General features: G+C 71.3%; 22 protein-coding genes and 2 pseudogenes. 15 read left to right on the top strand and 9 right to left on the bottom strand.

Features of this window, described 5'->3' with window-relative positions:
* Positions 1 to 22: 22 nt before the first annotated feature.
* On the bottom strand, positions 23 to 874 hold the full coding sequence (locus ACFWVP_RS08730) for an NmrA family transcriptional regulator (protein WP_384494775.1): 852 nt from the start codon (positions 872 to 874) through the stop codon (positions 23 to 25).
* Between the two features lie 102 nt (positions 875 to 976).
* Here ACFWVP_RS08730 and ACFWVP_RS08725 point away from each other — a divergent pair, with 102 nt between their 5' ends.
* Both ACFWVP_RS08725 and ACFWVP_RS08720 read left to right on the top strand, forming a co-directional pair.
* Positions 977 to 1,921 (top strand): AraC family transcriptional regulator, encoded by a 945-nt coding sequence (locus ACFWVP_RS08725; RefSeq protein ID WP_384494774.1) that lies wholly within the window; start codon positions 977 to 979, stop codon positions 1,919 to 1,921.
* Positions 1,922 to 1,971: 50 nt separating this feature from the next.
* Complete coding sequence (locus tag ACFWVP_RS08720; protein ID WP_384494772.1) at positions 1,972 to 2,880, top strand: class I SAM-dependent methyltransferase; 909 nt, start codon at positions 1,972 to 1,974, stop codon at positions 2,878 to 2,880.
* A 90-nt stretch (positions 2,881 to 2,970) separates the two neighbouring features.
* On the opposite strand, the gene ACFWVP_RS08715 is transcribed toward ACFWVP_RS08720, so the two are convergent.
* The 4 genes and pseudogenes from ACFWVP_RS08715 to ACFWVP_RS08700 all read right to left on the bottom strand — a co-directional run.
* Positions 2,971 to 3,444: an RICIN domain-containing protein gene (locus ACFWVP_RS08715; protein WP_384494770.1), complete on the bottom strand. Its 474-nt coding sequence runs from the start codon at positions 3,442 to 3,444 to the stop codon at positions 2,971 to 2,973.
* Between the two features lie 32 nt (positions 3,445 to 3,476).
* Positions 3,477 to 4,310: an aldo/keto reductase gene (locus ACFWVP_RS08710; protein ID WP_384494768.1), complete on the bottom strand. Its 834-nt coding sequence runs from the start codon at positions 4,308 to 4,310 to the stop codon at positions 3,477 to 3,479.
* A 166-nt stretch (positions 4,311 to 4,476) separates the two neighbouring features.
* Entirely contained in the window at positions 4,477 to 6,276 is a 1,800-nt protein-coding gene (locus tag ACFWVP_RS08705; protein WP_384495153.1) for an AMP-dependent synthetase/ligase, read from the bottom strand.
* A gap of 228 nt (positions 6,277 to 6,504) precedes the next feature.
* A pseudogene (locus ACFWVP_RS08700) lies at positions 6,505 to 6,825 on the bottom strand (LysR family transcriptional regulator); the annotation flags it as partial.
* 598 nt (positions 6,826 to 7,423) lie between these two features.
* On the opposite strand from ACFWVP_RS08700, the gene ACFWVP_RS08695 reads away from it, so the two are divergent.
* Entirely contained in the window at positions 7,424 to 7,813 is a 390-nt protein-coding gene (locus tag ACFWVP_RS08695; RefSeq protein WP_384494766.1) for a hypothetical protein, read from the top strand.
* 397 nt (positions 7,814 to 8,210) lie between these two features.
* On the opposite strand, the gene ACFWVP_RS08690 is transcribed toward ACFWVP_RS08695, so the two are convergent.
* Positions 8,211 to 8,408 (bottom strand): hypothetical protein, encoded by a 198-nt coding sequence (locus ACFWVP_RS08690; RefSeq protein ID WP_384495152.1) that lies wholly within the window; start codon positions 8,406 to 8,408, stop codon positions 8,211 to 8,213.
* Between the two features lie 68 nt (positions 8,409 to 8,476).
* Positions 8,477 to 8,785, bottom strand: a complete 309-nt coding sequence (locus ACFWVP_RS08685) for a hypothetical protein (RefSeq protein WP_384494764.1) — start codon at positions 8,783 to 8,785, stop codon at positions 8,477 to 8,479.
* A 175-nt stretch (positions 8,786 to 8,960) separates the two neighbouring features.
* Between ACFWVP_RS08685 and ACFWVP_RS08680 the strand changes: the two genes are divergently transcribed.
* Entirely contained in the window at positions 8,961 to 9,788 is an 828-nt protein-coding gene (locus tag ACFWVP_RS08680; protein WP_384494762.1) for a helix-turn-helix domain-containing protein, read from the top strand.
* Positions 9,785 to 9,994: a DUF397 domain-containing protein gene (locus tag ACFWVP_RS08675; protein ID WP_384494760.1), complete on the top strand. Its 210-nt coding sequence runs from the start codon at positions 9,785 to 9,787 to the stop codon at positions 9,992 to 9,994. The genes ACFWVP_RS08680 and ACFWVP_RS08675 overlap by 4 nt, the downstream gene beginning before the upstream one ends.
* Before the next feature lie 80 nt (positions 9,995 to 10,074).
* Here ACFWVP_RS08675 and fdhD read toward each other — a convergent pair whose 3' ends face one another.
* The gene (fdhD, locus tag ACFWVP_RS08670) at positions 10,075 to 10,923 is read right to left on the bottom strand and encodes a formate dehydrogenase accessory sulfurtransferase FdhD (RefSeq protein WP_384494758.1); all 849 of its coding nucleotides are present in this window, start codon (positions 10,921 to 10,923) and stop codon (positions 10,075 to 10,077) included.
* A 5-nt stretch (positions 10,924 to 10,928) separates the two neighbouring features.
* Positions 10,929 to 11,027 (bottom strand): annotated as a pseudogene (locus ACFWVP_RS08665) (Fe-S-binding domain-containing protein); the annotation flags it as partial.
* Positions 11,028 to 11,415: 388 nt separating this feature from the next.
* Between ACFWVP_RS08665 and ACFWVP_RS08660 the strand changes: the two are divergent.
* From ACFWVP_RS08660 to ACFWVP_RS08615, 10 genes are all read left to right on the top strand, one after another.
* The gene (locus tag ACFWVP_RS08660; RefSeq protein WP_384494757.1) at positions 11,416 to 12,366 is read left to right on the top strand and encodes a beta-ketoacyl-ACP synthase III; all 951 of its coding nucleotides are present in this window, start codon (positions 11,416 to 11,418) and stop codon (positions 12,364 to 12,366) included.
* A gap of 59 nt (positions 12,367 to 12,425) precedes the next feature.
* Positions 12,426 to 13,103: a GntR family transcriptional regulator gene (locus tag ACFWVP_RS08655; RefSeq protein WP_384494755.1), complete on the top strand. Its 678-nt coding sequence runs from the start codon at positions 12,426 to 12,428 to the stop codon at positions 13,101 to 13,103.
* A gap of 212 nt (positions 13,104 to 13,315) precedes the next feature.
* Positions 13,316 to 14,497, top strand: a complete 1,182-nt coding sequence (locus ACFWVP_RS08650; protein ID WP_384494753.1) for an ROK family protein — start codon at positions 13,316 to 13,318, stop codon at positions 14,495 to 14,497.
* Positions 14,498 to 14,755: 258 nt separating this feature from the next.
* Positions 14,756 to 16,279 (top strand): sugar ABC transporter ATP-binding protein, encoded by a 1,524-nt coding sequence (locus ACFWVP_RS08645; protein WP_384494751.1) that lies wholly within the window; start codon positions 14,756 to 14,758, stop codon positions 16,277 to 16,279.
* Positions 16,276 to 17,322, top strand: coding sequence for an ABC transporter permease (locus ACFWVP_RS08640; RefSeq protein WP_384494749.1), 1,047 nt, complete (start codon positions 16,276 to 16,278; stop codon positions 17,320 to 17,322). The genes ACFWVP_RS08645 and ACFWVP_RS08640 overlap by 4 nt, the downstream gene beginning before the upstream one ends.
* Before the next feature lie 70 nt (positions 17,323 to 17,392).
* Positions 17,393 to 18,430: a substrate-binding domain-containing protein gene (locus ACFWVP_RS08635; RefSeq protein WP_384494748.1), complete on the top strand. Its 1,038-nt coding sequence runs from the start codon at positions 17,393 to 17,395 to the stop codon at positions 18,428 to 18,430.
* 47 nt (positions 18,431 to 18,477) lie between these two features.
* On the top strand, positions 18,478 to 19,707 hold the full coding sequence (locus ACFWVP_RS08630) for a Gfo/Idh/MocA family protein (RefSeq protein WP_384494746.1): 1,230 nt from the start codon (positions 18,478 to 18,480) through the stop codon (positions 19,705 to 19,707).
* A gap of 12 nt (positions 19,708 to 19,719) precedes the next feature.
* Entirely contained in the window at positions 19,720 to 20,724 is a 1,005-nt protein-coding gene (locus ACFWVP_RS08625; RefSeq protein ID WP_384494744.1) for a sugar phosphate isomerase/epimerase family protein, read from the top strand.
* 387 nt (positions 20,725 to 21,111) lie between these two features.
* Entirely contained in the window at positions 21,112 to 24,819 is a 3,708-nt protein-coding gene (locus ACFWVP_RS08620; protein WP_384494742.1) for a ThuA domain-containing protein, read from the top strand.
* A 92-nt stretch (positions 24,820 to 24,911) separates the two neighbouring features.
* Positions 24,912 to 26,030 carry an inositol-3-phosphate synthase gene (locus tag ACFWVP_RS08615; protein ID WP_384494741.1) on the top strand — a complete coding sequence of 373 codons (1,119 nt, stop codon included), beginning with the start codon at positions 24,912 to 24,914 and terminating at the stop codon, positions 26,028 to 26,030.
* The last annotated feature ends 93 nt before the right edge of the window (positions 26,031 to 26,123 follow it).

Genomic DNA, 26,123 nt, shown 5'->3' with positions numbered 1-26,123 from the left:
CCGGACCCGGGGCTGAGCGCGCTCACTTCTGCCAGGCGCCGCCCTCGGCCGCCTCGCGCACGTACGCCCCGAAGTCCTTCGCCTCCCTGCCCAGGGCCCGCTTCACCCCGTCCGTCGTCGACGCGTTGTGCCCGTCGAGCAGCATCGCGAACAGGTCCCCCAGGAACCCCGCCTCGTCCGCCGGCAGACCGTGTCCCGCCAGCGCCTCCGCGAAAGCGGGCCCGGACACCGGCACGTACCGCACCTCACGCCCGATCGCCCGGGTGAGCTCCGCGGCCACGTCCTCGAAGGTCAGCAGCCGCGGCCCCGTCAGCTCGTGGACCACTCCCGCGGGACCGTCCCCGGTGAGCACGGCCACGGCCACGTCGGCCAGGTCGTCCGCGTCCACGAACGGTTCGGCCGCCGAGCCCGCGGGGAAGACCACCTCACCTGCGAGGACTCCGTCCAGCAGCGCGCCCTCGCTGAAGTTCTGCGCGAAGAACGCCGACCTCAGGACGGTGAGCTCGATGCCCGTCGCCGCCTCCCGCAGTGCCTCCTCCGCGACCACGGCCTGCGGCTCGCCGCGACCGGAGAGCAGCACCAGCCGCCGCACCCCGCAGCCGGCCGCGATCCGCCCGAAGGCCGCCATCGCCTCCGGCGCCGCGGGGACCGCCAGGTCCGGGTAGTACGTGATGTACGCCGCGTCCGCGCCGCGCAGGGCGGCCTCCCAGCCGGACCCGTCCTCCCAGTCGAACGGCACACCGCCGCCGCGCGAACCCGACCTGACCGGGACACCGAGCGCCGTGAGCCGCTCGACCACCCGGCGGCCCGTCTTGCCCGTGCCGCTCGTCACCAGCACGGTGTCCTGCTTCTGAAGTTCCGCGTTCGTCGTCATGCCCCAAGACTCGCCGGGACGGCCCGCGCGGAACATCCTCCAGGAACTCAACTCCATACGCGCGCGTCCAAGAAGCTTCGGAACGGTCCTAGGCTGGCAGGCATGGACGCACTTGCCGGGCTGCTGGACGGACCGAGGGCCCGGGGCGCCTTCCTGCTCCGGATGGTGATGGAACCGCCCTGGGCGGTCAGCGTCGAGGACCGGGCCCCGCTCTGCCTGATGTCCGTGACCCGCGGCGAGGCGTGGATCGTCCCGCCGGACGGGACCGGACCCGTCCGGCTGACTCCCGGGGACATCGCCGTCATCCGCGGCCCCGAGCCGTACACCGTGGCGGACAGGCCAGGCACCGCCCCGCACGCCCGGGTCGGACCCGGCGGCGTCTGCGGAACGCTCCACGGCGAGCCGCTCGCCGAGTCGATGCGGCTGGGGGTACGCACCTGGGGCAACGCACCCGACGGCGCGACCACCCTCCTGGTCGGCACGTACCTGCTCGACGGGGAGATCAGCCGGCGGCTGCTCGACGCGCTGCCCCCGCTGATCCTGCTCCCCTCGGACGACCGCAGCGGTCCGCTGCTGAAGCTGTTCGAGGCCGAGATCGCCCAGGACGAACCGGGCCAGGGCGTCGTCCTGGACCGCCTGCTGGACCTGCTGCTGATCGCGGTGCTCCGCACCTGGTTCGCCCGGCCCGGGGCCGCCGCCCCCGCCTGGTACGCGGCCCTGGGCGACCCGGTCGTCGGCCAGGCGCTGAGACACCTCCAGGACGAGCCCGCCCACCCCTGGACGGTCGGCTCGCTGGCCGCCAGGACCGGCGTCTCCAGGGCCGGGCTCGCGCGGCAGTTCAGCGAACTGGTCGGGGAGCCGCCGATGGCGTACCTCACCGGCTGGCGCCTCGCCCTGGCCGCCGACCTGCTGCGGGAGACGGACGCGACCGTGGAGACCGTCGCGCGCAAAGTGGGTTACAGCGGCTCGTTCGCCTTCAGCGCCGCCTTCAAACGGGTACGGGGCGTGAGTCCGCAGGAATTCCGCAACGGGAAACCTGTTTGCTGAACCGGCAATGAAATTCGCCGGGGAACGCGTTCCCGTGGAAGCTGACCCCCATGAGTAAGCACACCGCGCACGAGCATGCCGACGGCCACGCCCATGCCCATGACCACCACTCCGACGCGTTCGACTGGGACGTCGTGGGCCCGGTGCTTGAGCAGGAGGCCGAGCTGAGCCGCCCGCAGTACGAGGCGGCCGCCCGATGGATCGCTGGCCTGCCCACAGCCCCGCGGGTGCGCAAGGTCCTCGACATCGGCTGCGGCCCCGGTGTGATCAGCTGCCTGCTCGCCGAGGTGTTCCCCGAGGCCGAGATCCTCGCGGTGGACGGCACACCTGCCCTCCTGGAACGCACCAGGGCCCGCGCGGAGCGTTACGGGGTGGGAGAGCGCGTACGCACCCTCCACGCCGAACTCCCCCAAGACCTGGGGAAGCTGGGCGAGGCCGACCTGATCTGGGTGGGCAACACCCTGCACCACATCGGTGACCAGCGGGGCGGCCTGGCGGGCTTCGCCGGGCTGCTCGGCCCCGGCGGCACACTGGCCCTGCTCGAAGGCGGCCTGGCCACCCGCTACCTCCCGCGCGACATCGGCTTCGGCAGGCCCGGACTGGAGGCCAGGCTCGACGTCCTCGCCGCCGACAGGTTCGACGCCATGCGCGCCGGGCTTCCGGGGACCATCAGGGAGTCCGAGGACTGGAGCGCCCTGTTCGCCGCCGTGGGCCTGGAACCCCAGGGCACCCGCAGCTTCCTGCTCGATCTCCCCGCTCCGCTGCCCGCCGCCGCGCTCGACCACGCCGTGTCGGACTTCGCCCGCAGGCGCGAGGCGTTCGCCGACCACCTGACGGCCGAGGACACCGCCGCGCTCGACCGGCTGCTCGACCCGGCCGACCCCGCCGGGCTCCGGCTGCGCCCGGACGTCTTCACCCTGTCCGCGCGCACGGCGCACCTGGCCCGGCGGCGCCCCTGACCACCGGCTGACGGCGGTCGGGAACCGGGCCGTCCCGCCGGCGTCGGAACCGCCGGACGCCGTCGGGAACCGGGCCACGGCCTTGCGGTGTCAGGAATCGGCCACCCGCTCCAGCCGCCACCACTGGCCGGGCGAGTCGGTGTCCTCCCACTGACGGACGTTGGCACCGTCCTCGGCCGACGCCTCGGCGACCTCCAGGACGAGTCCGCTGACGAAGCTGACCAGGGTCACCGTGCCCGGTGACTCCGGATGCTGCTCGATCAGCCATTCCTGGGCGCCGAAGTTGTTGGCCTTCCACTGCTGGACGTTCGCGCCGTTCTCCGTGGAGGCACCCGCGACGTCCAGCCGCTTCTCGCTGTTGGCGTTGACCAGGTGGTACAGGGCGGCGCCCTCGTGCACGGGCGCGAGCCGCCAGTGCTGGGCCGCGGTGCCGTCGTCCTCGCCCTGCTGGACGTTGGCACCGCTGCCCCTGGCCCCGCCGTACACCTCCAGCAGCAGCCCGCTGGCCACATTGCGCAGGCGGTACAGGCCCTCTTCGACGACGGGCAACGTGTCCCCGCTCATGGTCCGGTCCTCTTCGGCGGGCTCGGGAGCCGTCAGGCGCCGACGGCGAACTCGGCCGGGTCGCCCCCGATGCGCTTGCCCCCGTCGAGCGCGGCGAAGGCGGCCAGGTCGTCGGCGTCCAGCTCGAAGCCGAACACCGCGAGGTTCTCCACGATCCGCGACGGGGTCACGGACTTCGGGATCGCGACGTGACCCGTCTGGAGGTGCCAGCGGAGCACCACCTGTGCGGGCGTCCGGCCGTGTTTCTGGGCGATCGCCACGACGGTCGGGACCGTCAGACCCTTGCCCTGCCCCAGCGGCGACCAGGCCTCCGTGACGATGCCGTGCCGGGCGTGGAAGGCGCGGGCCTCCGTCTGCTGGAACTGCGGGTGCAGCTCGATCTGGTTGACCGCGGGGACGACGGAGGTCTCGTCCATCAGGCGCTCCAGGGCCGCCGGGAAGAAGTTCGACACACCGATGGACTTCGCACGGCCGTCGGCGTGGATCTTCTCCAGGGCCTTGTACGTGTCGACGTAGGCGTCCTTGGCCGGCACCGGCCAGTGGATGAGGTAGAGGTCGACGTGGTCCAGGCCCAGCCGGTCCAGCGAGGCGTCGAAGGCGCGCAGCGTCGAGTCGTAGCCCTGGTCGCCGTTCCACACCTTGGTGGTGACGAACAGCTCGTCGCGCGGCACACCGGAGGCCGCGATGCCCTTGCCGGTGCCCGTCTCGTTGCGGTAGACCGTGGCGGTGTCGATGCTCCGGTACCCGGCCTCGATGGCCGTGGCCACGGCCTTCGTGGCCTCGTCGTCCGGCACCTGCCAGACACCGAAGCCGAGCTGCGGCATTGTGAGGCCGTTGTTCAGGGTGAGGGAAGGGACCTGGCTCACGAGCGGTCGATCCTTACGTTGTCGGTCGGTTCTCCCGGAGGAACGATCAACGCAGCCTACGCATTCCCACCTGCGGCGAACCGGTGAACGGAAGAACGGGACGGAACGGCGCGCCCGTGCGTGACGCCTCATCAGAAAGCGTGTCCCGGGACGGTCGTGGACCGGCTCAGTGATAGAGGGCGTCGACCTCGGCCGCGTACGCCGTCTCGATCGACTTCCGCTTCAGCTTGAGCGACGGCGTCAGCAGACCGTGCTCCTCGGTGAACGGATGCGCCAGGATCCGGAACGTACGGATGGACTCCGCCTGGGACACCGTCGTGTTCGCGGCCACCACCGCCCGGCGGACCTCCATCTCCAGGTCGGGGTCGCGCACCAGGTCCGCGGCGGGCATGGGTGTGCGGCCCTGCATGACGAGCCAGTGGTCCACCGACTCCTGGTCCACGGTCACCAGCGCGGCGATGTAGGGCCGGTCGTTGCCGACGACGATGCACTGCGCCACCAGCGGGTGCGCGCGCACCCGCTCCTCCAGGCCGGCCGGCGACACGCTCTTGCCGCCGGACGTCACCAGGATCTCCTTCTTCCGTCCGGTGATGGTCAGATAGCCGTCCTCGTCGAGCGCCCCCAGGTCACCGGTGGCCAGCCAGCCGTCGTGCAGCACGGCGTCGGTGGCCTTCGGGTCGCCCAGATACCCGGAGAACACGTTCGCGCCGTGCACCCACACCTCGCCGTCCCTCGCGATGTGCACGCTGGAGCCGGGGATCGGCTGACCGACCGTGCCGTAGCGGGTGCGTTCGGGCGGATTGGCCGTGGCGGCGGCGGTCGTCTCGGTGAGGCCGTACCCCTCGTAGATCGTGACGCCCGCGCCCTCGAAGAACAGGCCCAGCTGCCGGTCCATGCCGGAGCCGCCCGACATCGCGTGCCGCACCCGGCCGCCCATGGCGTCGCGGACCTTCCGGTAGACGACCTTGTCGAAGAACTGGTGCTGCATCCGCAGTCCGGCGGAGGGCCCCGGGCCCGTGCCGAAGGCCCGCTCCTCCATCGCCTCCGCGTACTTCACCGCGATCTCCACGGACCTGTCGAACGGCCCGAGCCGGCCCTCCGCCTCCGCCTTGCGCCGCGCCCCGTCGAAGACCTTCTCGAAGATGTACGGCACCGCGAGGATGAAGCTCGGGCGGAACGACACCAGGTCCGGCATCAGCGCCTTCGCCGAGAGTTCCGGCTGGTGGCCCAGCTTCACCCGGCCCCGCAGCGCCGCTATCTCCACCATCCGGCCGAAGACGTGGGCGAGCGGCAGGAAGAGCAGTGTCGCGGCCTCGTCGCCGGGCCTGGAGCGGAACACCGGCGCCCAGCGGGAGACCATGGTGTCGGACTCGAACATGAAGTTGGCGTGGGTGATCACGCAGCCCTTGGGGCGCCCCGTCGTGCCGGAGGTGTAGATCAGCGTCGCCACCGAGTCCGGGGTCACGGCGCGCCGGTGCCGGTGCACGACCTCGTCCTCGATCTGGGCCCCGGCGTCCACGAGCTCGGTCACCGCGTCGGCGTCCAGCTGCCAGAGCCGCTTCAGGTGCGGCAGCCGGTCGATGACCGAACCGATCGTCATGGCATGGTCCTCGTGCTCCACCATCACGGCCGCTACCTCGGCGTCGTGCAGCATCCACAGGACCTGCTCGGCCGACGACGTCGGATAGACGGGCACGGACTGCGCGCCCACCGTCCAGAGCGCGTAGTCGAAGAGCGTCCACTCGTAGCGGGTACGGGACATCAGCGCGACCCGGTCGCCGAACCGGACGCCGTGCGCGATCAGCCCCTTGGCCAGCGCGAGCACCTCGTCGCGGAAGGCGGCGGCGGTGACGTCGTGCCACTGTCCGTCCGCGTCCTTGCGGCCGAGGGTGATCCGGTGCGGATCGTCCTCCGCGTAGTCGAAGACGGTGTCGGCGAGGCCGCCGACTTGAGGGGCGGCGGCCATGGGTGGGACAGTGAACTCGCGCAATGACCTGCTCCTTGTGGCGCTCCGCACGGCGCCGCGACGCTACCCCACCCGGCACGGCGGCGGGAGGGTCCGAAGTCTCCTGAAATCGAGGCATCCGGACAGGCCGCCCACAGAAATCGGGCCAGATGGGCCGGGCTCGGGCGCACTTCTGACCGCCGGGTAAGTAGCTCGCGCGGGAATCTCCACCGAATCTGTACGCCGTGCTTACGCCGGCGCCGTGCGCGGGGACGTGCCCGGACCGCGGTACAGCCGGTCGCCGCCCGCCAGGATCGAGGCGGCCAGGGCGCCGGCCGCCTCCTGGGCGGCGTCCCCGCGCCGCCCGTGCAGCAGGACGAGATCCACCTCGCCGAGCTCCGACGGACCCGCCCTGGCAGGCACCGGAACCAGCTCCGGAGGGATCAGCCCCCGGGTGTGCGCCATCAGGCCCAGGCCCGCACGGGCCGCCGCGAGGAGTCCGCTCAGGCTCCCACTCGTACACGCGATCCGCCAGGGCCTGCCGTGCTCCTCCGGGACCTCCGGGGCGCGGATCGATCTGCGCGAACAGGACACCCGCGTCGCCCTCCAGGTCGTGGAGGTTTCCGAACCCGGTTCAGGCGGAGGTCGTGGTCACCCGCGCAGTGTGCCGCCCGGTCTCGGCGGTCCGGGCCGGTTCACCGGCGGTAGCAGTGGCTCGACCGCTCCGTTCCGGTGAGCTGAAACAACCAGCCCGGCCCTGCCCGCAGGGCCGGACCTGGGAGACCAGGGATCATGACCGACCGTCGACCGCTCTCGCCGCCCGCCTTCCCCTAGCCCGCTTCCGACGCTCCCGTACCCGCCCAGGCGGGCGGGCGCCGACTTCCGCCAGCCGCTCGGCGAGCCCGAGCCCGCACCCGCCCCGGCCCGACGTCGGCTCGCCCCCGGCGGCCTGGCCTCACCTTCTCCGACCCGGACCGCCATATCTGAGCGCTACCACCACGGGTTGCGCCACGTCCAGGACCAGCTCACCACCCAGCCCCACCGCCCGGCGTGCCAGCGCCTCCTCCTGGACGGTGGTCGTAGCCGGCCCGGCTCCCGCCTCGGATATCGTGTTCCTCTACGGGGCGCCATAACGGATGTGACGCCCCCCACCGGAGGTAGTCAGCGTATGAGTTCAAAGCGCAGCAAGAATCCAGCCCTGCCCGTACTTGACGACGCATTCCGACTCGCGTCGGTCAAGGACGCAGAAGAGTCCACCCGTGACTTGGCCGCGCGGCTGGCCACCACCGAGCTGCGCCGCGCTTCCCACCCGGGCCGGGTCACCTGGGGGCCCACCGATCAGGCCGAGCCCGTACCGGTCCCGCCGACTGTGGTCGACGGTGACGGGGACCTGTGGCTGCGGGACCGGGGCACCGGCTCCTGGACCATGCCCGAGTTCAACCCGAAGGAGTTCCCGGCCCGCTGTGGCGAGGTTCTGACGTGGAACGAGCTTGCCCTCGAGTACGGCCCGCTGACCGCACTGGCCGATGACCGCCGCATGGGCGGCAGCCGGCGCTGACCGCGCAGCCTTCTGGGATGACCGCGCCCCTCAAGCGCCCGTTACGGGTGGCTGGGAGCTCCAGATCACCGCCGAGCTCGACGACGGCGGCGAGCAGGGTGGCGTGCGACGGCCTCGAGCAGCGTGGTGCGGGCCTGGCGCCGCCCGATGTCCTCGGTGCGGCCGGCGTCGTCGGGCGACTGCGTGCCGCGTCGGCCGGACTGCCACTGCCGCTCGCCGCCGACGGCCTCGCCTGGTGGGACCGCCCCGGGGGTCCCGGCCGGATGGATGCGTGTCCGTGTCTCCCGCAGCGGCCTGGCGGTTGCAGCCGCGGACCCGGAAGGGTTCGCCCCCGAGGGCATCCGCCTGCAGATCCGGCCCGCACCTCAACGGGAGCTGCGGGTGATCACCGGGCGCCCTACTCCGCCGGGCCGGTGTGCGGGGCACTCCGTATGTCGCTCAGCCCGAGGTCGGTACGGCTGCGGGCGTTGGCTTCGGCGACGCGGGCGCTCAGCAGCTCGGCCGGGCCGAGTGGCCGTAGGCGGGACGGGTCCGCGTCCCACTCGCGGCCACCGCCGAGCGGGCGGAGTTGGAGATAGGGGCCCTCGTGGCCCATCACCAGGCCCACCCGGCCGCTGTCGCCGTCGTGCACGGCCGCCCCGACGGAGAGGGCGCCGTCATCCGTCACCCGGCCGCTCCCTTCCTGATCACCACGGCGAGGGCGTGCGCCACCGGGGCGGAGCAGATACCGAGGTGGACGAGGGCGTAACGGGTCGGCCGTGTGCTGTCGTCGCCGTCCGTGTCCGGCCACGGCGTACGCACATCCATCGCGGGCAGCTGGACACCGGCGCTGCTCAGCGCGGCGGCGAGGTCGTCGCGTGCGGCCACGGCCTCCTGGACCTTGGACGGTGCCTTGCGTCCTGCTCGGGAGTCGGGAGCGTCGGCCTGAGGCGTCCTGCGGGGGAGGGGCGGCTTCTGCGGTGGTGGCGTCATCGGTGTCTACCTTCGGTTGTGCTTTCGCGGATTCCTCTGCCTGACCCCACGCCTGCGGCTACGTTGCGTGAGGGGCTCGATACGAGAGTGGCCTGGTCAGAGGTGCGACACACCGAGAGCGGGATGTGCTTCCCCGGCAGGTGAGTCACGTTCCACACGTTCCACGGAGGACACGATGCCGACGAGGCGGGCGGTTTCGGGCCGCAGCAGGGAACCACGCGCACGGTTCGCGGAGGAGCTGCGGCACCTGCGGACCGAGCGCGGCGACAGTCTGCGGCAGCTCGGCGAACGGCTGGGCTGGGACTGGTCGTTGTTCGGAAAGATGGAGAAGGGCGAGACGGTCGGCGGGCCGGAGGTCGTGCAGGCGCTGGACCAGTACTACGGGACACCGGGGCTGCTGCTGGCGTTGTGGGAACTGGCGATCAGCGACCAGACGCAGTTCAAGGAGCGGTACCGGCGGTACATGGCGCTGGAGGCGGAGGCGACGAGTCTGTGGCACTTCGCGGTGAGTGTGCTGCCGGGGTTGTTGCAGACCCCGGGGTACGCGCGGGAATTACTGGCATCCGGCGGGGTCAGCGGGCCACGGCTGACGCAGCAGGTGGAGGCGCGGATGGGACGGCGGAACCTGCTGGAGGGAGAAGGTGCGCCGCCGTTCCGGACGATCCTGTCGGAGGCTGCCCTTCGGACAGCATTGCGGAGTGCTGACGAGTGGCGGGACCAACTCGGGTACCTGTCCGAGATGGCGGAGCGGCCGAACCTGACGGTTCAAGTGCTCCCGCAGAGTGCCGGGTTGCATGGGCTGTCGAGTACTGACGTCTGGTTTCTGCGACTGCCGGACAGCCGTACCGTGGCATACACGGAGCACGGGTACGGAGGGGAACTCCACGAGGAGGGCGTTGCGGTGGAGCGCATGCAACGTGCGTACGATGCGACGCGTGACCTGGCACTTTCCCCGGCCGAGTCGCAAAAATTCATCCTGCACGTGTTGGAGGAACTGTCGTGAGGCCCATCGACCTGAGCGCCGTCACCTGGCGCAAGAGCAGCCACAGCAACCAGGATGGTGGCGCGTGCGTCGAGATCTCTGACGACTTCGCAGGTTTTGTCCCTGTGCGGGACAGCAAAAACCCACACGGCCCCGCCCTCACGTTCGCGGCGGACCACTGGGCCCCGTTCGTGTCCGCCGTGAAAGACGGCGTCGTAGGCGTCTGAGGCGCGCAGGAGGGTCCGGTCGGCGCAGGGGACGCACCCCGGACGGCCGGCCCCCCGACGCGTGCGGCGGGCAGGCCGCCTCAGCCCCCGCCCACCACCGTTTCCAGGGCGATGCGGTGGTCACCCGCGTACACGTTCATGGACGAACCCCGCAGGAAACCGACGAGGGTCAGTCCGCTCTCGGCCGCGAGGTCCACGGCCAGTGACGACGGTGCGGAGACCGCCGCGAGCATCGGGATCCCGGCCATCACCGCCTTCTGCACCAGCTCGAAGGAGGCGCGGCCCGACACCAGCAGGATCGACTGCGAGAGCGGCAGCCGGTCGTCCGTCAGCGCCCGCCCGACGAGCTTGTCGACCGCGTTGTGCCGGCCGACGTCCTCCCGGATGTCCACCAGCTCGCCCTCCGGTGAGAACAGCGCGGCTGCGTGCAGACCCCCGGTCCGGTCGAAGACCCGCTGCGCCTCGCGCAGCCGGTCGGGGAGGGCGGAGAGCAGCGCGGGCTCCACCCGGACCGGGGGAGTGTCGGCGACCGGGTGACGGGTCGTCGTGCGTACGGCGTCGAGGCTCGCCTTGCCGCAGAGCCCGCAGGACGACGTGGTGTACACGTTGCGTTCCAGCGTGATGTCGGGGACCACGACGCCCGCCGCGAGCCGCACGTCCACCACGTTGTACGTGTTCACCCCGTCGGCCGTCGCCCCGGCACAGTAGACGATCGACTGCACCTCGGAGCCCTCGCCGATCACGCCCTCGCTCACCAGGAAACCGGCGGCGAGCGCGAAGTCGTCTCCCGGGGTGCGCATCGTGATGGCGAGCGGCTTGCCGTTCAGCCGGATCTCCAGGGGCTCCTCCGCGACGAGGGTGTCGGGCCGGGTGGTGACGGCCCCGTCCCGGATGCGGATGGTGCGGCGACGTTCCGTGACACGTCCCATAGCCGTCACTCCCGATTCTGTACGTGTCGGCAGCCGAACCGGCCCTTGCTACAGAGGTTGCCATGGGTCACCGGGCTGTCGTGCGGCGAGGTGACCTCGACGATCGCGTCGTTCTCGAACCCTGAGCTGAACGAAAGCGCACCGGACCGTGCGGGGATGTCACCGCACGGTCCGAGCACCCGCACGCCGTCGCGGCGCATGACCGCCAGGTGCGGACCCGGGCGATGAGATGGACCTGGGCGGCGGGATATTGTCTACAGTATGCCTTCGGTGGGGGTGGAGAGGCGCGTGTCGTGACAGGGTGTGCCTCTCGTGGGCCCCACCGTGCCGGACCGGCGGGTTGTGTGGCAGGTGGGTGCCAGAGTTCCCCGGAAGGGCTTCCAGACGCTCCAAGCTCCGGCGCATATTCCTGTGGGGTTACGTGCCCTTGTACCGATCGGTAGCAACCAAGACTGGGTGGTTCCTGCCATCCGTAGCGAGGGGAACCCGTACATGACCGGCTCACGTGTCGTGGCGCTCGGCCACTACCAGCCTGCCAAGGTGCTGACCAACCACGACCTGGCGGCCATGGTCGACACCAGCGACGAGTGGATCACCAGCCGCGTCGGCATCAAGACCCGGCACGTGGGCGGGCCCGACGAGCCGGTGGACGAGCTGGCCGCGCACGCGGCTGCCAAGGCGCTGGCCTCGGCCGGTCTCCACGCGGCGGACATCGACATGGTCCTCGTCGCCACCTCCACCGCGATCGACCGCTCGCCGAGCATGTCGGCCCGGGTCGCCGCCCGCCTGGGCATGAGCTCGCCCGCCGTGATGGACATCAACGTGGTCTGTTCCGGGTTCACCCACGCGCTGGCCACCGCGGACCACGCGATCCGGGCCGGTGCCGCCACCCGCGCCCTGGTCATCGGCGCCGACAAGATGGGCGACATCGTCGACTGGACCGACCGCTCCACCTGCGTCCTGATGGGAGACGGCGCCGGGGCCGCCGTCGTCGTCGCGGACCCGGGCGCCGGTGACCGGCCCGGGATCGGGCCCGTCCTGTGGGGTTCGGTGCCGGGGATGGGCCACGCCGTACGCATCGAGGGCACGCCCCCGCGGTTCGCGCAGGAGGGCCAGTCCGTCTACCGCTGGGCGACCACACAGCTGCCGCCGATCGCCCGCAAGGTCTGCGAGCGGGCGGGCATCACCCCCGAGGACCTCGCCGCCGTCGTGCTGCACCAGGCCAACCTGCGGATCATCGAGCCCGTCGCCCGGAAGATCGGCGCGGTCAACGCGGTCATCGCCCGGGATGTGGTGGACTCCGGCAACACCTCCGCCGCGTCGATCCCCATGGCCCTGTCCAAGCTGGTGGAACGGGGCGAGATCGAGAGCGGCGCGCCGGCCCTGCTCTTCGGCTTCGGCGGGAACCTCTCGTACGCGGGCCAAGTGATCCGCTGCCCCTGAGCCGTGCTCGGTAGGCTGTAGACAAAAGGCGATTGCCGGGCGCCCGGAGGGGGACCGCGATGTTGTCCGCAGGACTGCCGCAGGGAACGGTGCCGAAGCTCGAACGGCCGGGACCGTTGCGCGAGCGCGTCTACGAGACACTGCTGGAGCTGATCACCACGCGGGTGCTCGGACCCGGCCGGCATCTGGTCGAGAGCGAGCTGGCCGGGCATCTCGGGGTGTCGCGCCAGCCGGTGCGCGAGGCGCTCCAGCGTCTCAACACCGAGGGCTGGGTCGATCTGCGTCCCGCGCAGGGCGCCTTCGTCCACGAGCCCACCGAGGAGGAGGCGGACCAGCTGCTCTCGGTGCGCACGCTCCTGGAGGCCGAGGCGGCCCGGCTCGCCGCCGCCAACTCCGGCAAGGCGGGCATCGAGGCGCTCCAGGAGCTCTGCGCCCAGGGGGAGCGGGCCGCCGACGCGGACGACGTGGACCTCGCCGTCGCCACGAACGCGGCCTTCCACGCCAAGGTCATGGAGCTGGCCGGCAACGTCGTCCTCGCCGAGCTGGCCGCGCAGGTCGACCGCCGGGTCCGCTGGTACCACACGCCGGTGGCCCGTCAGCGCGGCGCCCGGTCCTGGATCGAGCACCGCGCGCTGATCGAGGCGATCTCCTCACGGGACGAACGGCGGGCGACCGAGATCATGCGGGCGCACACGGAACACACACGCACGGCTTACCACCAGCGCGAAAAGGGCTGAGGGCGCGTGCGGGGGAGGGGCCGGAACGCAGGCGTTCCGGCCCCTCCCGCTGTCCCCGGCGCGTGGTCGGGCATCCCAGCTTTGTCCTGAGTGTGGAGAAAGTTGGAGCGGATTCCTGCGCAACTTCTTCCCACTCCGGTGAACCGCTGCTACGTTCCCACTCGAAAGCCCGACGGACTGGCCGATGTGGCGGGGAGGGACGCGTGAGACGGATGACGGCACGACCCGCGAACACGCATCAGGCGCGGCTGCTCCGGCTGTTGCGCGACGGAGGACCCAACTCCCGTGCACAGCTGGGGGACCAGGTCGACCTCTCGCGCTCCAAACTGGCCGTCGAGGTGGACCGGCTGCTGGAGACCGGACTCGTCGTCGCCGACGGGCTCGCCGCCTCCCGCGGCGGACGCCGCTCGCACAACATCCGGCTCGCCCCCGCACTGCGCTTCCTCGGCGTCGACATCGGCGCCACCTCCATCGATGTGGCCGTCACCAACGCGGAGCTGGAGGTCCTCGGACACCTCAACCACCCCATGGACGTACGCGAAGGGCCCGTCGCCGTCTTCGAGCAGGTGCTGTCGATGGCGGCCAAGCTCCGGGCCTCCGGCCTCGCCGAAGGATTCGACGGCGCCGGCATCGGCGTACCCGGCCCGGTCCGCTTCCCGGAGGGCATACCGGTCGCACCACCGATCATGCCCGGCTGGGACGGCTTCCCGGTCCGCGAGGCGCTCAGCCAGGAACTGGGCTGCCCCGTCATGGTCGACAACGACGTGAACCTGATGGCCATGGGGGAGCAGCACGCGGGCGTCGCCCGCTCCGTGGGCGACTTCCTCTGCGTCAAGATCGGTACGGGTATCGGCTGCGGCATCGTCGTCGGCGGCGAGGTCTACCGCGGTACGACGGGCAGCGCGGGCGACATCGGCCACATCCAGGTGGAACCCGACGGACGCTCCTGCGCCTGCGGCAACCGGGGCTGCCTGGAAGCCCACTTCAGCGGGGCCGCCCTCGCCCGTGACGCCGAGGACGCAGCCCGCGCGGGCCTGTCCGCGGAGCTGGCGGCCCGGCTGGACGCGGCCGGGACACTCACCGCCGTCGACGTGGCCGCCGCGGCGGCGGCCGGGGACCCCACCGCGCTGGACCTGATCCGCGAAGGCGGCAACAGGGTCGGCCAGGTCATCGCGGGACTCGTCAGCTTCTTCAACCCGGGCCTCGTCGTCATCGGCGGCGGGGTGACCGGGCTCGGCCACAACCTGCTGGCCAGCGTCCGGACCCAGGTCTACCGGCAGTCCCTGCCGCTGGCCACGGGCAACCTCCCCATCGTCCTCGGTGAGCTGGGGCCGACCGCCGGAGTCATCGGCGCGGCCAGGCTCATCAGCGACCACCTGTTCTCGCCGGCCTGATGTCCGGGCCGGTGCGCCGTGCGGCCCACACCGCGCGGCCACCGCAGCAAGCAGCCTGATCCGAGCTCCGCCCCCGTACCCGTAAGCGGGCCGATCCGCGCCCGCACCCGCCCGATCCGAGCTCCGCCCCCGCACCCGCCAGCAGTTCCGTCAGCAGTACGGCACCGCCGGTACTGCGCCCTGCCCGCTCACCGGCCTACCCCGCGCTCTCGGACTCGACCGAGCAGGGGAGCCCCCGTTTCGCCGAGGGGATTCGTCATGGCACCTGAACCACCCCTGCTCACCATGTCCGGCATCACCAAGTCCTTCCCCGGAGTGCGCGCACTCGACGGTGTGGACCTGGAGGTACAGGCCGGCGAAGTCCACTGCCTCCTCGGCCAGAACGGCGCCGGAAAGTCCACCCTCATCAAGGTGCTGGCCGGAGCCCACCAGCCCGACGACGGCGCCATCACCTGGCGCGGCGAACCCGTCAGACTCTCCTCGCCGATCACCGCGATGCGCCTGGGCATCGCGACCATCTACCAGGAACTCGACCTGGTCGAGGGCCTGTCGGTCGCCGAGAACGTCTTCCTCGGCCACGAACCCACCACCGCCGGGTTCGTCGTCCGCACCCGAGACGCCAGGACCGCGGCAGCCGCGCTCCTCAAGCGCCTCGGCCACCCGGAGATCGACCCCGCCCGCGCGGTCGGCGACCTCTCCGCCGCCCACCAGCAGATCGTCTCCATGGCCCGGGCGCTCTCCCACGACGTGCGGCTCATCGTGATGGACGAGCCGTCCGCCGCCCTGGACCCCGACGAGGTCGACAACCTCTTCCGCATCGTCGACGGCCTCACCGCCGACGGCGTCGCCGTCGTCTACATCTCGCACCGCCTGGAGGAGATCCGCCGCATCGGCGACCGGGTGACCGTGCTCAAGGACGGCCGGGCCGTCGCCGTGGGGCTTCCCGCCACGTCCACCCCCACGCGAGACATCGTTGCCATGATGACCGGCCGCAACGTCGAATACGTCTTCCCCGAGCGGCCCGCACCCGGCACCGGACGCGACGCGGAGCCGGTGCTCACCGTCGAAGGCCTGTACCGCAAGGGCGAGTTCGAACCGATCGACCTGGAGCTCAGGCCCGGCGAGATCGTCGGTCTCGCCGGACTCGTCGGCTCCGGCCGCTCCGAGATCCTGGAGACCGTCTACGGCGCCCGCAAGCCGACCGCGGGCCGGGTCACCGTCGCGGGACGGCCGCTGAAACCCGGCAGCGTCCGGGCGGCCGTCGCCGCCGGAATCGGCCTCGCCCCCGAGGAACGCAAGGCGCAGGCCCTCCTGTTGACCGAATCCGTCACCCGTAACGTCTCGGTCTCCACCCTCTCCCGCTTCGCCCGCGCCGGCTGGATCGACCGGGGAGCCGAACGGACCGCCGCCAGGACCGCGACCCGCGAGCTCTCCCTGCGCCCGGACAACCCCGACGCGGCGGTCCGCACCCTCTCCGGCGGCAACCAGCAGAAAGCGGTCCTGGCCCGCTGGCTGCTGCGCGGCTGCCGGGTCCTCCTGCTCGACGAACCCACCCGCGGCGTCGACGTCGGCGCCCGCGCCGAGCTCTACGCCGTGATCCGCCGGCTGGCCGACGAAGGCCTCGCCGTACTGCTCGTCTCCAGCGAAGTGCCCGAAGTGCTGGGCCTCGCCGACCGGGTGCTGGTGCTCCGCGAGGGCCGCGTCGTGCACACGGCGGCCGCCCAGGAGCTCGACGAGCACCGCGTACTCGACCTCGTCATGGAAGGGAGCCCGACGTCATGACACAGCCCGCACCGTCGGCGCAGCACAAGGGCCCGGAGAAGGGGCCCGCGACCGGCCCCGCCGCGCCGCCCTCGCCCCCCGGCGGTCTGCGCGCACTCGGCCTGCGCGCCGATGTCCGCAACCTGTCCCTGCTCGGCGTGCTCGCCGTGCTGGTGGCCGTCGGTGGTCTCACCGAACCCGACGCGTTCCTGGACACCGGGAACCTCCAGCTGATCCTGACGCAGTCCTCCGTCATCGGGGTCGTCACCGTCGGCATGACCCTGGTCATCATCGGCGGCGGCATCGACCTTTCGGTCGGCGCGATGGTGGCCCTCGCCTCCGTCTGGGCGACGACGCTCGCCACCCAGGACTTCGGCTTCGCGGGCATCCTGTTCACCGCCGTGATCGTCGGACTCGCCGCCGGGCTCGTCAACGGGGTCCTCATCGCCTACGGGCGCATGGTCCCCTTCATCGCGACGCTCGCCATGCTCGCCTCGGCCCGCGGGCTCGCCCTGCAGATCACCGACGGCAAGACCCAGATCGTCACCGTCCAGTCCGTCCTCGACCTGGGCCTGCCCGACGCGTACGTCCTGGGCATCCCGCCCCTGGTCCTGGTCTTCGCCGCGGTCACCGTCGTCGGCTGGCTGGTCCTCAACCGGACCACGTTCGGACGCCGTACGGTCGCCATCGGCGGCAACGCGGAAGCGGCCAGGCTCGCCGGCATCGACGTACGCCGCCAGCGGCTCTACCTCTACCTGCTCTCCGGCCTGTGCTGCGGCATCGCCGCCTTCATGCTGATCATCCTGTCCGGCTCCGGACAGAACACCAACGGCAACCTGTACGAGCTCGACGCCATCGCCGCCGCGATCATCGGCGGCACCCTCCTCAGCGGCGGCCGCGGCACCATCGTCGGCTCCGTGCTCGGGGTCCTCGTCTTCACCACGATCACCAACATCTTCGCGCTCAACAACCTGCAGAGCGACGTCCAGCAGATCGCCAAGGGCGCGATCATCGTCGCCGCCGTCCTGGTCCAGCGCCGCACGCTCCGCAACGGCGAGACCTGACCCCTCCCGCGCCACCGACCAGCCACCCGCAGTTCCGTAGTCAAGACACCGGATGAAGGGTTTGACAGCCATGCCAGAAACCAGCCGCAGAGGACTGCTCTTCGGCACCGCGGCCGTCTCCGCGGGAGCCTTCCTCACCGCCTGTACCAGCAACGAGCCCAAGGCCCAGGCAACCGCCCAGAGCAACCAGCCCGCCGCCGACGACAAGCCGGGCAAGGCCGTCACCATCGGCTTCGCCGGACCGCAGGCCGACCACGGCTGGCTCAACGCGATCAACGTGAACGCCAAGTCGCGGGCGGAGAAGTACTCCGAGGTGTCCCTGGAGATCACCGAGGGCTCGAACGACACCGCCGCCCAGATCGGGCAGGTCAAGACCCTCATCAACAAGAAGGTCGACGTCCTCGTCATCCTCCCCGCCGACGGCAAGGCGCTCACCCAGGTCGGCCTGGAGGCGATGAAGGCGGGCATCCCGGTCGTCAACCTGGACCGCGTCTTCGCCTCCCCGCAGGCCTACCGCTGCTGGGTCGGCGGCGACAACTACGGCATGGGCCTCAACGCCGGCCACTACATCGGCGAGCAGCTCAAGGGCAAGGCGGACGCCAAGGTCGTCGAGCTCGCGGGCATCGACAACCTGGAGCTCACCAAGCAGCGCAGCCAGGGCTTCGCCGACGCGCTGAAGAACTACTCCAACATCAAGCTGGTGGCCCGTCAGGCCGCCGACTTCACCGTCGAGTCCGGCCAGGCGAAGATGGCCCAACTCCTCCAGGCACAGAAGCAGTTCGACGCCCTGTGGAACCACGACGACGACCAGGGCGTGGGCGCCCTGCGCGCCATCCAGCAGGCCGGCCGCGACGAGTTCATCATGGTCGGCGGAGCAGGGGCCAAGTCCGCGATGGACGCCATCAAGGCCGACAACAGCGTCCTGAAGGCCACCGTGCTGTACCCGCCGACGATGGCCGCCTCCGCCATCGACCTGGCGCGCGCCCTCGGCCAGGGGAAGGGCGTCCCGGGCCTCTCCGAGATGGAGATCCCGACCTCGCTCACCCTGTACTCGGCCGTGGTCACCAAGGACAACATCGACCAGTACCTGCCGACGGGCTTCAGCTGATCCCGCACCACCGCCGCCACCGAACCACCGACGAGGAGGAAGCCCGCATGGCCCGTAGGGAAGAGACGGAGCAGGAGACCGAGGCCCCACCGCCGGCACAGCGGCCGGCGACGCTCGGGGTCGGCATGGTCGGGTACGCGTTCATGGGCGCCGCCCACTCCCAGGGGTGGCGCACCGCGGGACACGTCTTCGACCTGCCGATGAGACCCGCTCTCGCGGCCATCTGCGGACGCGACCGTACGGCCGTCGAGACCGCCGCCGCCCGCCACGGCTGGGCGGCGGCGGAGACCGACTGGCGCGCCCTGATCGCCCGGGACGACGTGCAGCTCGTCGACATCTGCACACCCGGCGACAGCCATGCGGAGATCGCCATCGCCGCTCTGGAGGCGGGAAAGCACGTGCTGTGCGAGAAGCCGCTCGCCAACTCGGTCGCCGAGGCGGAGGCCATGGTGGACGCGGCCGAACGGGCCGCCTCCCGCGGCCAGGTGGCGATCGTGGGCTTCAACTACCGCAAGGTGCCCGCGATCACGTACGCCCGCAAGCTGATCGCCGAAGGCCGGCTCGGCCCCCTGCGGCACCTGCGGGCCACCTACCTCCAGGACTGGCTGGTCGACCCCGAATCGCCGCTGACCTGGCGGCTCAAGCGCGAGCACGCCGGATCCGGTGCGCTGGGAGACCTCGGGGCGCACATCGTCGACCTCGCCCAGTTCCTGGCCGGGGAACTGCTCGTCGGGGTGTCGGCGGTGACCGAGACGTTCGTCCGCGAACGCCCCGTCCTCGCCGGTCCGGCGGCCGGACTGTCCGGCACCGCGGACGGGACCGCACGGGGGGCGGTCACCGTCGACGACGCGGCCCTGTTCACCGGGCGCCTCGCCTCCGGTGCGCTTGCCTCCTTCGAGGCGACGCGCATGGCGGCCGGCCGTAAGAACGCCCTGCGCCTGGAGGTCAACGGTGAGCTGGGGTCGATCGCCTTCGACCTGGAACGGCTCAACGAGCTGTCCTTCCACGACCACACCGAACCCGCGACCTCGGCCGGTTTCCGCCGGATCCTCGTCACGGAACCCGAACACCCCTACCTGGAGGCGTGGTGGCCGCCTGGCCACGCGCTGGGCTACGAGCACACGTTCGTCCACCAGGCCCGCGACGTGGTGCACACCATCGCCACGGGCACCGCGCCCGTGCCGTCGTTCGCCGACGGCCTCCAGGTGCAGCGGGTGCTCGCCGCCGTCGAGGAGAGCGCCGCGAAGAACTCCGTCCACACCCCGGTCCCCTTCTAGGAGGTCCCGCGCATGCCCCGTCCGTTCACCCTCTTCACCGGCCAGTGGGCCGACCTGCCGCTGGAGGAGGTCTGCCGGCACGCCCGGGACTTCGGCTACGACGGCCTCGAACTCGCTTGTTGGGGAGACCACTTCGAGGTCGACAAGGCACTCGCGGACCCCGGCTACCTCGACGGGCGGCGGCAGCTGCTCGACAAGTACGGACTGAAGTGCTGGGCGATCTCCAACCACCTGGTGGGCCAGGCGGTCTGCGACAACCCGATCGACGAACGCCACCAGGGCATCCTGCCCGGCCGGATCTGGGGCGACGGGGAGCCCGAAGGCGTACGCAGGCGGGCCGCGGAGGAGATCAAGAACACCGCGCGGGCGGCGGCCGCGTTCGGTGTGGACACGGTCATCGGTTTCACCGGGTCCTCGATCTGGCATCTCGTCGCCATGTTCCCGCCGGTCCCGCCGCACATGATCGAGCGCGGCTACGAGGACTTCGCGGAGCGGTGGAACCCGATCCTGGACGTCTTCGACGCGGAGGGCGTGCGCTTCGCCCACGAGGTGCACCCCAGCGAGATCGCGTACGACTACTGGACGACGCACCGCGCCCTGGAGGCCGTCGGCCACCGGGCCGCGTTCGGGCTGAACTTCGACCCGAGCCACTTCGTGTGGCAGGACCTCGACCCGGTCGGCTTCCTCTACGACTTCCGGGACCGGATCTACCACGTCGACTGCAAGGAGGCCCGCAAGCGCCTCGACGGCCGCAACGGCCGGCTCGGCTCCCATCTGCCGTGGGGCGACCCGCGGCGCGGCTGGGACTTCGTCTCGGCCGGGCACGGTGACGTGCCCTGGGAGGACGTCTTCCGGATGCTGCGGTCCATCGGGTACGAGGGGCCGGTGTCGGTGGAGTGGGAGGACGCGGGCATGGACCGGCTGACGGGGGCGCCGGAGGCGCTCGCGTCGCTGAAGCGGTTCGATTTCGACCCGCCCAGTGCGTCGTTCGACGCGGCGTTCGGGGGCGGCGACTGAGGTTTCCAGGGCGCTGCCCCGGAGCCCCGCTCCTCAATCGCCGGAGGGGCTTCGGTGGGCCGCCGTGAGCGCCGGGGCTCCGCCCCCCGGAGCGCCCCGCTCCTCAATCGCCGGAGGGCTTTCTGTGGGCCGCCGACGGGGCTCGAAGGGGCCGCCGGGGCGGTTCGGTGTGCCCTGAAACGGCTTTGTCCTGGCTCGGGTAGAAGTTGAACTCAGGCCCTGCGCAAGGGCTTTCCGTACCGGACGAACACAGCTACCGTCCCATACGTGTACACGACATGACTCGCGTCACCGGGGCCCCACAGCCCCGGTGACGAGCGCGGCAGTCCCCGCGCGGAACGGCAGAACGCACCCGCCCGAACAACCGGCACACTCCGGAGGACGCACGTGCACAGAAGCAGCAGACGGCTCCGCGCCCGAAAATCACTCGCCCTCTTCACCGGCGGACTGCTCGCAGCCGCCACCCTCACCCTGGGCTCCTCGCCCGCCACCGCCGACGACGCGCCGGCGGCCCCGGCAGCGCAGGACGCCGCCGAGGACTTCCAGCAGGTCACGCTCGCCAAGGGTGCCGCGGAGACCGGCGAACCCATGTCGCTGGCCGTACTCCCCGACCGCAGTGTGCTGCACACCTCGCGCAACGGCGAGTTGCGGATCACCGACAGCGCGGGCAACACCCGCGTCTCCGGCACCCTGCCCGTCTACTCGCACGACGAGGAAGGGCTCCAGGGCGTCGGCGTAGACCCGGACTTCGCGGAGAACCGGGCGATCTACCTCTACTACGCTCCTCCGCTGGACACCCCCGCCGGAGACGCCCCGGAGACCGGCACCGCCGCCGACTTCGCGAAGTTCGACGGGGTGAACCGCCTCTCCCGCTTCGTGCTGAAGGCGGACGGCACCCTCGACAACGCCAGCGAGAAGAAGATCCTCGACGTCCCCGCCACCCGCGGCATCTGCTGCCACGTCGGCGGCGACATCGACTTCGACGCGCAGGGCAACCTGTACCTGTCGACGGGCGACGACTCCAACCCGTTCGCCTCCGACGGATTCACCCCGCTCGACGAGCGCCCGGACCGCAACCCGGCGTTCGACGCCCGCCGCACCTCCGGCAACACCAACGACCTCCGCGGCAAGATCCTCCGCATCAAGGTCGCCGACGACGGCTCGTACACCGTCCCGGAGGGCAACCTCTTCGCCCCGGGGACGGACAGGACCCGCGGCGAGATCTACGCCATGGGATTCCGCAACCCGTTCCGCTTCAGCGTCGACAAGGCCACCGGCATCCTGTACGTCGGTGACTACGGCCCCGACGCGGGTGCCGCCGACCCGAACCGCGGACCGGCCGGACAGGTGGAGTTCGCCAGGGTGACGAAGCCCGGGAACTTCGGCTGGCCGTTCTGCACCGGCGACAACGACGCCTTCAACGACTACGACTTCGCGACGAAGACCTCCGGTGCCCCGTTCGACTGCGCCGCCCCGAAGAACGAGTCGCCGCACAACACCGGTCTGGTGGACCTGCCCCCGGCGCAGGCCGCCTGGATCCCGTACGACGGCGGGTCCGTGCCCGAGTTCGGCACCGGTTCCGAGTCCCCGATGGGCGGGCCCGTCTACCACTACGACGCGGACCTCGACTCGCCGGTCAAGTTCCCCGAGGAGTACGACGGGGACTTCTTCGCCGGTGAGTTCGGCCGGCAGTGGATCAAGCGCATCGAGCAGGACGGCGAGGGCGCGGTCCAGTCGGTCAACGACATCCCGTGGTCCGGGACCCAGGTGATGGACATGGCCTTCGGGCCCGACGGGGCCCTGTACGTCCTGGACTACGGCCTCGCCTGGTTCGGCGGCGACGAGAACTCCGCGCTGTACCGCATCGAGAACGCCACGGGCGGCCGTTCACCCATCGCCGAGGCCTCGTCCGACAAGACCTCCGGCGTCGCACCGCTCAGGGTGAAGTTCTCCTCGGCCGGCACCACCGACGGGGACGGCGACGCCCTGACGTACACCTGGGACTTCGGCGACGGCGGGAAGTCGACCGCCGCGAACCCCACGTACACGTACAAGAAGAACGGCACGTACGTCGCGACCGTGACCGCCGAGGACCCGGCCGGCCGCACCGGATCGGCCAGCGTGCACGTGACGGTCGGCAACACCGCCCCCACCGTCGTGCTGCAGGCCCCCAGCGACGGGCAGCAGTTCGCGTTCGGGGACGAGGTGCCCTTCAAGGTCACCGTCACCGACCCGGAGGACGGCACCATCGACTGCACCGAGGTCGAGGTCAAGTTCACCCTGGGGCATGACAGCCACGGCCACGACATCACCACCGAGCACGGCTGTGAAGGCACCATCAAGACCGCGATGGAAGGCGGGCACGACCCGAACGCCAACATCTACGGCGGCATCTCCGCCTCCTACACGGACGGCGGAGGCGGCGGCCAGGCGGCGCTCACCGGGCGCGACCAGGCCCAGCTCCAGCCGCGCCACCGCCAGGCCGAGCACTACGACAACTCCTCCGGCGTCACCACACCGAGCAAGACCAGTGCCCACGGCGGCCGGACCGTCGGCGACATCCACAACGACGACTGGATCTCCTTCACCCCGTACATCCTCGGCGGCACCACCAAGCTCACCGCACGCACGTCCTCCGCGGGTGCGGGAGGCTTCCTGGAGGTGCGGGCAGGCTCCGCCACCGGAAAGATCCTCGGCTCGGCACCCGTACCGGTGACCGGCAGCTGGGACACGTTCCAGGACATCGACGTGCCCCTGCGCGGCGCGCCGAAGAAGGCCACGGAACTCTTCCTGGTCTTCAAGGGCGGCGACGGAGCGCTCTACGACGTGGACGACTTCGAACTCTCCAACAGCCCCGTGGACCGGACCGCCAAGCGGGTCCTCGTCTTCTCCAAGACCGGCGGCTTCCGCCACGACTCCATCCCGACCGGCATCACCGCCCTGAAGGAACTGGGCAGGACCACCAACATCACCGTCGACTCCACCGAGGAGGCCGGCCAGTTCACCACCAGCAACCTGGCCCGCTACGACGCCGTCGTCTTCCTCTCCACGACCGGTGACGTCCTCGACGCCGGCCAGAAGAAGGCGTTCGAGAACTTCGTGGCCACCGGAGGCGGCTACATGGGCGTCCACGCGGCCGCCGACACCGAATACGACTGGGAGTTCTACGGCGGACTCGTCGGCGCGTACTTCGACTCGCACCCGCAGATCCAGCCCGCGACCATCCGCGTGGAGAACCACGACCACCCGGCGACCGCACACCTGGACGAGGCCTGGGACCGCACCGACGAGTGGTACAACTACCGCACCAACCCCCGGGACAAGGCCCAGGTCCTGGCCACGCTCGACGAGACGAGCTACACCGGCGGCACCATGAAGGGCGACCACCCGATCGCCTGGTGCCAGACCTACCAGGGCGGCCGCTCCTTCTACACCGGCCTCGGCCACACCAAGGAGTCCTACGCCGAACCCGCCCTGCGCCAGCACCTGCTGGGCGGACTGCGCTACGCCGCCGGCCAGGTGAAGGCCAACTGCAAGCCGGACACCGGCTACCGGTCGATCTTCAACGGCAAGACGCTCGACGGCTGGAAGCAGGCCGGCCCCGGAAAGTTCGCCGTCGCCGACGGTGAGCTGCGCTCCGAGGGCGGCATGGGCCTGCTGACCTACCAGGCCAAGGAGCTGAAGTCGTACTCGCTGAAGCTCGACTGGAAGATGGCGGGAGACGACAACTCGGGCATCTTCGTCGGCTTCCCCGAGTCCGACGACCCCTGGTCGGCCGTCAACAAGGGCTACGAGGTCCAGATCGACGCCACGGACGCGGCGGACCGCACCACGGGGGCCGTCTACACCTTCAAGTCGGCCGACATCAAGGCCCGTGACCAGGTCCTGAGGCCGCCCGGCCAGTGGAACAGCTACGAGATCAAGGTCCAGGGCGAACGGCTCCAGGTCTTCCTCAACGGGGTGAAGATCAACGATTTCACCAACACCGACCCGGTCCGCAGCCTCAGGAACGGCTACATCGGCCTCCAGAACCACGGGGCCGCCGACCAGGTGTCCTTCCGCGACATCCAGCTGAAGGAGCTGCCCTCCACGTAGGGCGGCCACCTCTGCCGACGGTGGGCGGGGAAGCGCGCTCTCCCCGCCCACCGTCCACCCAACCCCTCTTCGTCCCCCCAGGGAGGCAGCCCGTGACCGCACATGCCGCACGTACCGGAGTCTGGTTCATCGGAGCACGCGGCTCCGTCGCCACCACCGCCACCGCGGGGTGCGCCGCCATCGCCGCGGGCCTCCACCCGGCGACCGGCATGGTCACCGAGACACCACCCTTCGCGGACAGCGGACTGCCACCCCTGACCTCCCTCGTCTTCGGCGGCCACGACACCCTCGACTGCCCGCTGCCCAAACGCGCCGAGGCCCTGGCGGCCGGCGGAGTGCTCCCGCACGGACTCCCCTCGGCCGTCCGGGCCGAACTCGCCGCCGCCGACGCGGAGATACGCCCCGGCGGACCCCACCCCGGCGACACCCGGACCGACGAGGAGATCATCGCCGCGTTCGCCGCCGACCTCACCGACTTCGCCCGGCGCCACGACCTGGCCCGCACCGTCGTCATCAACGTCGCCTCGACCGAGCCCGCACCCGCCGAGGACGCCACCCGCCTGCCCGCCAGCTCCCTCTACGCGGCGGCCGCCCTCCGCGCCGGCTGCACGTACGTCAACTTCACCCCCTCCACGGGCCTGCGCAGCCCGCGGCTCCAGGACGCCGTCGACACCTGCGGACTTCCCCACGCCGGACGCGACGGCAAGACAGGCCAGACGCTGCTCCGCTCCGTACTCGCCCCGATGTTCGTCCAGCGCGCCCTGCCGGTACGGGCGTGGTCGGGCACGAACCTGCTGGGCGGCGGGGACGGGGCGGCGCTGGCCGACCCGGCCGCCGCCGCGGCCAAGAACGCCGGCAAGGAACGCGTGCTCGCCGACACCCTCGGGGCCGCCCCGGAGGGCGAGGTCCACATCGACGACGTCCCGGCGATGGGCGACTGGAAGACCGCGTGGGACCACATCGCGTTCGACGGCTTCCTCGGCTCGCGGATGATCCTCCAGACGATCTGGCAGGGCTGCGACTCGGCGCTGGCCGCTCCACTGATCCTCGACCTGGCCCGGCTGCTCGCCCGGTCCCACGAGGCCGGACTGACGGGCCCCCGGCCCGAGCTCGGCTTCTACTTCAAGGACCCGGACGGCGGCCCGGCCGCACTGTCCGAGCAGTACGCCGAACTCCTGGCCTTCGCCGAACACCTCAAGGCCGCCCGGTGAGGCCGCTGCGGCTGCTCGCCGCCGCGGCGGGCGCGCCGGTGCTGCTCGGCGCCCGTGCGGCGGCACCCCCGGACCGCCTGTCCGGTGCGGGCG

Source organism: Streptomyces sp. NPDC058637 (assembly GCF_042717325.1).
Taxonomy (GTDB): Bacteria; Actinomycetota; Actinomycetes; order Streptomycetales; family Streptomycetaceae; genus Streptomyces.
The sequence above is the reverse complement of the archived record's forward strand: the minus strand, read 5'-3'. Positions and strand labels throughout refer to the sequence as shown.

Excerpts from the sequence above, each read along its gene's own strand:
- ACFWVP_RS08655 (WP_384494755.1), top strand. The coding sequence starts at position 12,426 with ATGTTGTCCGCAGGACTGCCGCAGGGAACGGTGCCGAAGCTCGAACGG.
- ACFWVP_RS08630 (WP_384494746.1), top strand. The coding sequence starts at position 18,478 with ATGGCCCGTAGGGAAGAGACGGAGCAGGAGACCGAGGCCCCACCGCCG.
- ACFWVP_RS08645 (WP_384494751.1), top strand. The coding sequence starts at position 14,756 with ATGGCACCTGAACCACCCCTGCTCACCATGTCCGGCATCACCAAGTCC.
- fdhD (WP_384494758.1), bottom strand. The coding sequence starts at position 10,923 with ATGGGACGTGTCACGGAACGTCGCCGCACCATCCGCATCCGGGACGGG.
- ACFWVP_RS08720 (WP_384494772.1), top strand. The coding sequence starts at position 1,972 with ATGAGTAAGCACACCGCGCACGAGCATGCCGACGGCCACGCCCATGCC.
- ACFWVP_RS08680 (WP_384494762.1), top strand. The coding sequence starts at position 8,961 with ATGCCGACGAGGCGGGCGGTTTCGGGCCGCAGCAGGGAACCACGCGCA.
- ACFWVP_RS08715 (WP_384494770.1), bottom strand. The coding sequence starts at position 3,444 with ATGAGCGGGGACACGTTGCCCGTCGTCGAAGAGGGCCTGTACCGCCTG.
- ACFWVP_RS08695 (WP_384494766.1), top strand. The coding sequence starts at position 7,424 with ATGAGTTCAAAGCGCAGCAAGAATCCAGCCCTGCCCGTACTTGACGAC.
- ACFWVP_RS08725 (WP_384494774.1), top strand. The coding sequence starts at position 977 with ATGGACGCACTTGCCGGGCTGCTGGACGGACCGAGGGCCCGGGGCGCC.
- ACFWVP_RS08650 (WP_384494753.1), top strand. The coding sequence starts at position 13,316 with ATGACGGCACGACCCGCGAACACGCATCAGGCGCGGCTGCTCCGGCTG.
- ACFWVP_RS08730 (WP_384494775.1), bottom strand. The coding sequence starts at position 874 with ATGACGACGAACGCGGAACTTCAGAAGCAGGACACCGTGCTGGTGACG.
- ACFWVP_RS08685 (WP_384494764.1), bottom strand. The coding sequence starts at position 8,785 with ATGACGCCACCACCGCAGAAGCCGCCCCTCCCCCGCAGGACGCCTCAG.
- ACFWVP_RS08640 (WP_384494749.1), top strand. The coding sequence starts at position 16,276 with ATGACACAGCCCGCACCGTCGGCGCAGCACAAGGGCCCGGAGAAGGGG.
- ACFWVP_RS08660 (WP_384494757.1), top strand. The coding sequence starts at position 11,416 with ATGACCGGCTCACGTGTCGTGGCGCTCGGCCACTACCAGCCTGCCAAG.
- ACFWVP_RS08690 (WP_384495152.1), bottom strand. The coding sequence starts at position 8,408 with ATGGGCCACGAGGGCCCCTATCTCCAACTCCGCCCGCTCGGCGGTGGC.
- ACFWVP_RS08705 (WP_384495153.1), bottom strand. The coding sequence starts at position 6,276 with ATGGCCGCCGCCCCTCAAGTCGGCGGCCTCGCCGACACCGTCTTCGAC.
- ACFWVP_RS08625 (WP_384494744.1), top strand. The coding sequence starts at position 19,720 with ATGCCCCGTCCGTTCACCCTCTTCACCGGCCAGTGGGCCGACCTGCCG.
- ACFWVP_RS08635 (WP_384494748.1), top strand. The coding sequence starts at position 17,393 with ATGCCAGAAACCAGCCGCAGAGGACTGCTCTTCGGCACCGCGGCCGTC.